The sequence below is a fragment of the Okeania sp. SIO2F4 genome (assembly GCF_010672385.1).
GTDB lineage: Bacteria > Cyanobacteriota > Cyanobacteriia > Cyanobacteriales > Microcoleaceae > Trichodesmium.
Genome location: NZ_JAAHGT010000773.1, coordinates 1 through 4,744, shown reverse-complemented (window position 1 = coordinate 4,744; position 4,744 = coordinate 1). Strand labels below are relative to the sequence as shown.

The window sequence follows — 4,744 nt, the reverse complement described above, 5'->3', positions numbered from 1 at the left end:
TCAAAAAAAGGAAAATAATAGAGGTAGCTGTCTAATAATAAGATGAGGAAAAACCCGATATTTTCAATTTGATTTAATCAAATTTTTCAACTCCCGCCAAATAGAAGGTTGACTAGAAGTTGATGCGGGATGAGTCAAAATTCCCTGAGTCGGGCTGAATAAAAAAGCCAGTATAAATAATCCAAATGATACTAATACAATTGCCGGACCAGATGGCAAATTATAGAAGTAGCTAATATACATTCCACTAATACTAGATAAAATTCCTATTCCTACTCCTAATATCATTACTTGATGGAGTCTTTTAACTAATAGATAAGCTGTAGATGCTGGTGTAATTAATAAAGACAAAACTAAGACTACTCCTACTGCTTTGAGACTGGCTACAATTGTCAAACCAATTAACATCATTAACCCCAAGTTTAATAAATTAACAGGTAAACCTACTGCTTGAGCGCCGAGGGGGTCAAACGTGTAAAATAATAGTTCTTTATACAGTAGGACTACTACTAATAAAACAATTACACCAATAATTAATGTATCCCTCACGTCTACAATAGTTACGCCGAGAATATTGCCGAATAAAAAATGATTTAAGTCGATTTTATTGTCTTTCTGAATAATTGTAATTAATGTGATTCCTAGTGCAAAAAAGGCAGAAAAAACTATTCCCATTGCTGCATCTTCTTTGATTTGCGATCGCGTCCTAATTAAGTTAATTAAAATAGTGCTAATTATTCCGGCGATAAATGCTCCGATAAATATATTTGCTCCAAGTAAAAAAGCAACAGCTAATCCTGGTAAAACTGAGTGACTAATAGCATCTCCTAATAAGGCTAATCTTTGTACCATTAAATAACTGCCGACTACTGCACAGATAATTCCAACTATTACTGCGACTAGGAGCGATCGCTGCATAAAACTATATTGTAGTGGTTCGAGTAATGTTTCTAACATTAGTGTTTATTTTTCCTTTTTTTGTCTGTTTTATTGTAAGCATTCAGCGGTCAGCTATCAGCTATCAGCTATGAGTTATTAACTCACTATATTAGAATAAAAAATTAGTATTCAAGGAGAATGAAAGTTATGTTTGCGTAGCATTCCACAGGAAATGAAATATTACTTTTAGCTGACATTGGTAATTGCTTGATTATGTCTTTCAAAAGCTTAATTATTCTGATTTTATCGCAAAAAAGTAAGTAGTAATTTAAAAATATTTGGGATGATTAACGAAACATTTCTAGTTGTCAATTCACATTTTTAAGGTTAACATACACTACTAAAATTTGCATTTGTTTACAACAGAAATAGAAGCTGATAGCTGACTGCTGAATGCTGAATGCTTACACATTAATAAACCGCAAAACCTGTATGTTTACGGACTTCCTCTGGATGAAAACCTAAAACTATCATATCTTTAGTTACACCTGCTTCTAAAAGTGTTTCAGCAACAGGTTGAGAACAACCATCATATTGAATCCAGATTTTATCATTAATAATATCGATATGAACTACGGAACCACAAACTCGACGTATATCATCCCAACCCACATGAATTACTTGATAATGGTCTCGTTCAGTGTCAATTACAATTTATACATCTATTTGACCATTAGCAGGTTTATGAGTGCCATATTCGTATATTATTTTTTTAATAATTTCACGATAGTTATCTAAGTTATCCATTTAACTATTCTCCCAAATTTTTCATCAAAAATCATCAGACGCAGTTGTATTTTATTAATAATTAATTGACCTAATTTTTCTTGGAAAATATTTTCATAAGCTTGTTGATTAACGGCAAGATAAAGTAAGCGTTCTGGTTCTAGTTCCGATAATACGCTTCGATAAATTTCATATTGCCCCACTGCTATTTGTAAATCGTTGACGAGAGAAAGACTAATAAAACTTTTGATTTATACAGCAATTTTTTGATCGTTTTTTTCGGCAGCGATCGCTGTTTTTTCTGCACCTAAATCAACATAAAGATGTTGACCTCCATAACCTAAATATAGAGGATAGTGAGTAATTGTCCAAGCATCTGTTTTTAATGCTTCAACAACCGTATTATGATAAATATCTCTAGCTGGCATTAGTTATTGAAAAATTTAATAGTTCAAAGTATCTGCAACAGAAGTAAAGAGGTGCAATTAGTCTCCGCTAATTTCAACTAATTCTTCACCAGACCGTAGAAGTTCTAGTGCTTCTGTTAATGTTGCACTTAAAATTTATCGTAACCGAGCATTTGAAGTATTACCACAGGTCAACCAGATAATTTGAGGTGGTGAGTCAAGGCGATCGACTAGATCGACAAAATCACTGTCTTTAGTTATTAAAATAACGCTTTCAGCCTTTGCTGCTTCAAAAATCTCAGTATCTTCAGCATCTCTCAAACCAATATCCCGTAGAGCTAAAGCTGTTACTTCAAAGGTGTTGCTAATCCAAGTTGCGATCGCAGGCGACAGTTGTGCATCTACCCAAATTATTATACAATTAGCACGGGATGATTAAGTTTACGGGAGGCATATAGAAGTGCTGCTTGCAGATCGTTGGCTTCTAGATCGGGCATTTCTGCTAAGATTTGTTCGACACTCAGTCCAACTGCAAATAGATCCAGTACATCCGATACTCTAATTCTCATACCTCGGATGCAAAGGCGGCCACCGCACTGTTTAGGATTAATCGTAATTCTTTTGAGCAAATCTGACATATAGCTTTACTCCAGAATGAATTTTAATCTTGCTATAGATGTATTGGATACTGCACTTCCTAGCCTTTAATTGGAATTAGCTGATTCTCCATTACATTTCAACCAATTTTGAATCTCTGAATGACTTTGAAAGAGCTTAGTCATCTCCCCCTCAAATTCAAACCCATTAGAATTAACTACTTTGTAGGTATACCAAAACTCTTTACAACCAGGGTAAGGTGCGCCATCATCGTATTCACGTTCATATTCAACGGATACTCCATCACTAAAATGGTGAACTCGCCGAGTTATCTCAATAGTGCTACCTGTAGGATCGTGTTTCGTTTCTGACTGAGAGTCACTGCGAACAATTTCATAAGGACTGGCTGTACCCTCAATCGCTTTAACATAGTCAATAAGACGCTTCATACAATTACTATTTCCCTATTAGTATTACTTTTGAGAAAAAAACTAAGTTAACGAGACTAAATAACACATTTATTGTATTTGACAATGCAGATGATTGTCAATAAATAAAGGCTAGAAAAGTGGAATGATTTTTCACTTCTTCAGGCAGTAGAAAAAAATGTAGTTTGATTTACATAAAATAAACTTTCAAATAGGATATTTAGAGAAAAATTGTAACAAGTGGAAATTACTTTAAGCGATCGCTCATTAAGTGAAACAAGTATTGTTGATTGAGATAACGGTTAAAGTTAGCTGATGTAAGTAACCTTTGCTAAAACATAGGCTAACTTTGCCGGTCTGCTCCAGTCAAATTATTATGTGTGGTTTCTTCTAATTTCACATATCAAATTTATTTTTGCTTGTTCTTCATAAGCATCTATCCAATGCAAAAAACCAATATTCTTCTTGTGAGATTTATCAAGCAAGTTTATTAAAGAATCAATATTTTTCAATTGCTTCTCTGATAATGAATTAAAATCGCTTATTATTTTATCCCTAGAATTGGTATTTATATAATTAGTAAATTTACCCATCAAACCAACAAAAACATCTGAAGCCTGAACAAATAAATCACCTTGCGAATCAACAAAGGCATAGTTTTTTATTTCTTTGCCTTCATCAATTATTTTGTACTTAGCTAGCATTTTTGAAATAGTTGCCTCATTATCAAAAATATGATTTGAATTATTGAACAAATATATAGCTCTTAGATAAAATTCCAAAAAATTATTTATCAAAACAGGCTCTTTTCCGTCCATTCTAAATAGAAGTGAATTCTTTTTATTGGCCTCTTTTAGTATTTGTCTGAGGGATTCCAATCCAAAATGGAATTCTGGCGTATCAATATATTCGTCAAATATTGAAGTTAGTTCTTGAATGAATTCTGAAACTGATTCCTTTTTAATATTAGGATAATTAAAGTTATAAAACAATTCTTGAAAAGACTCAATTTCGAGTTTTGCGAGCTTATATAAGTCATTTTTTAGAAATTTATGGTAATCTGAACCCAACTGCATTGCCACTTCTGAGTTCATAATTGCAGAATCAACAATATCGACAATAGACCAGTAAAGAATATTTAAACTTGAATAATGAATGTATAAATCATTGTCCGACAAAAGGTATTTCAAAAATAAATTCAGTTTTTCAGACTTCAAGCAGTCAAGAAATTATCCCTTAGCAATATGCTGAAATTTTACATCTTTAATATTCTTTTGTAGCTTAAGCCTATCAAATAAAGGTTTAATATCAGGTTGGCTTCCTTCGTAAACTAAACCACCTAAAACAAAATTTGAATGAAAATCTTTTGAATTAAAAGAGACATTAAAATCGAATTCCTTCACATAGAATTTTCTAATATTATTGGTTTCGTCATAATAAAAAGTAAAAGAACTTTCAAAGTCTGCTGTTGGTGCAAGTATCTTTGTCATTCTTCTAAGAGCGCTAATATCAAAATTTACCATTTAACACCTCTTTTCATAATCTAAAGTTTTAGTTACCAACTGTTCCTACTATTACCTACAACCAAAATCAGAACTAAAAAAAATTTTAGAATAATCAAGCAACTTGTCTTAAAGACTCTGGGTG

General features: G+C 32.5%; 7 protein-coding genes and 1 pseudogene. All 8 read right to left on the bottom strand.

What is annotated here, in order from left to right; genetic code table 11:
• Nucleotides 1-63: 63 nt before the first annotated feature.
• Entirely contained in the window at nucleotides 64-957 is an 894-nt protein-coding gene (locus F6K22_RS32420) for a metal ABC transporter permease (RefSeq protein WP_293107785.1), read from the bottom strand.
• 393 nt (nucleotides 958-1,350) lie between these two features.
• Nucleotides 1,351-1,587, bottom strand: coding sequence for a XisI protein (locus tag F6K22_RS32415; protein WP_293107790.1), 237 nt, complete (start codon nucleotides 1,585-1,587; stop codon nucleotides 1,351-1,353).
• An 86-nt stretch (nucleotides 1,588-1,673) separates the two neighbouring features.
• Nucleotides 1,674-2,093 (bottom strand): annotated as a pseudogene (locus F6K22_RS32410) (XisH family protein).
• A gap of 135 nt (nucleotides 2,094-2,228) precedes the next feature.
• A complete protein-coding gene (locus F6K22_RS32405; protein ID WP_293107788.1) occupies nucleotides 2,229-2,483 on the bottom strand; it encodes a DUF5615 family PIN-like protein in 255 nt (84 codons plus the stop codon).
• 2 nt (nucleotides 2,484-2,485) lie between these two features.
• Nucleotides 2,486-2,710 carry a DUF433 domain-containing protein gene (locus tag F6K22_RS32400; protein WP_293107782.1) on the bottom strand — a complete coding sequence of 75 codons (225 nt, stop codon included), beginning with the start codon at nucleotides 2,708-2,710 and terminating at the stop codon, nucleotides 2,486-2,488.
• 66 nt (nucleotides 2,711-2,776) lie between these two features.
• Nucleotides 2,777-3,118, bottom strand: coding sequence for a hypothetical protein (locus tag F6K22_RS32395; RefSeq protein WP_293107779.1), 342 nt, complete (start codon nucleotides 3,116-3,118; stop codon nucleotides 2,777-2,779).
• A gap of 353 nt (nucleotides 3,119-3,471) precedes the next feature.
• Nucleotides 3,472-4,287: a hypothetical protein gene (locus tag F6K22_RS32390; protein ID WP_293107777.1), complete on the bottom strand. Its 816-nt coding sequence runs from the start codon at nucleotides 4,285-4,287 to the stop codon at nucleotides 3,472-3,474.
• 39 nt (nucleotides 4,288-4,326) lie between these two features.
• A complete protein-coding gene (locus F6K22_RS32385; RefSeq protein WP_293107774.1) occupies nucleotides 4,327-4,620 on the bottom strand; it encodes a hypothetical protein in 294 nt (97 codons plus the stop codon).
• Nucleotides 4,621-4,744 lie beyond the last annotated feature (124 nt).

What these genes read in the sequence shown, in the direction of transcription:
- F6K22_RS32420 (WP_293107785.1), bottom strand. Translation starts at nt 957, where the DNA reads ATGTTAGAAACATTACTCGAACCACTACAATATAGTTTTATGCAGCGA.
- F6K22_RS32400 (WP_293107782.1), bottom strand. Translation starts at nt 2,710, where the DNA reads ATGTCAGATTTGCTCAAAAGAATTACGATTAATCCTAAACAGTGCGGT.
- F6K22_RS32395 (WP_293107779.1), bottom strand. Translation starts at nt 3,118, where the DNA reads ATGAAGCGTCTTATTGACTATGTTAAAGCGATTGAGGGTACAGCCAGT.
- F6K22_RS32385 (WP_293107774.1), bottom strand. Translation starts at nt 4,620, where the DNA reads ATGGTAAATTTTGATATTAGCGCTCTTAGAAGAATGACAAAGATACTT.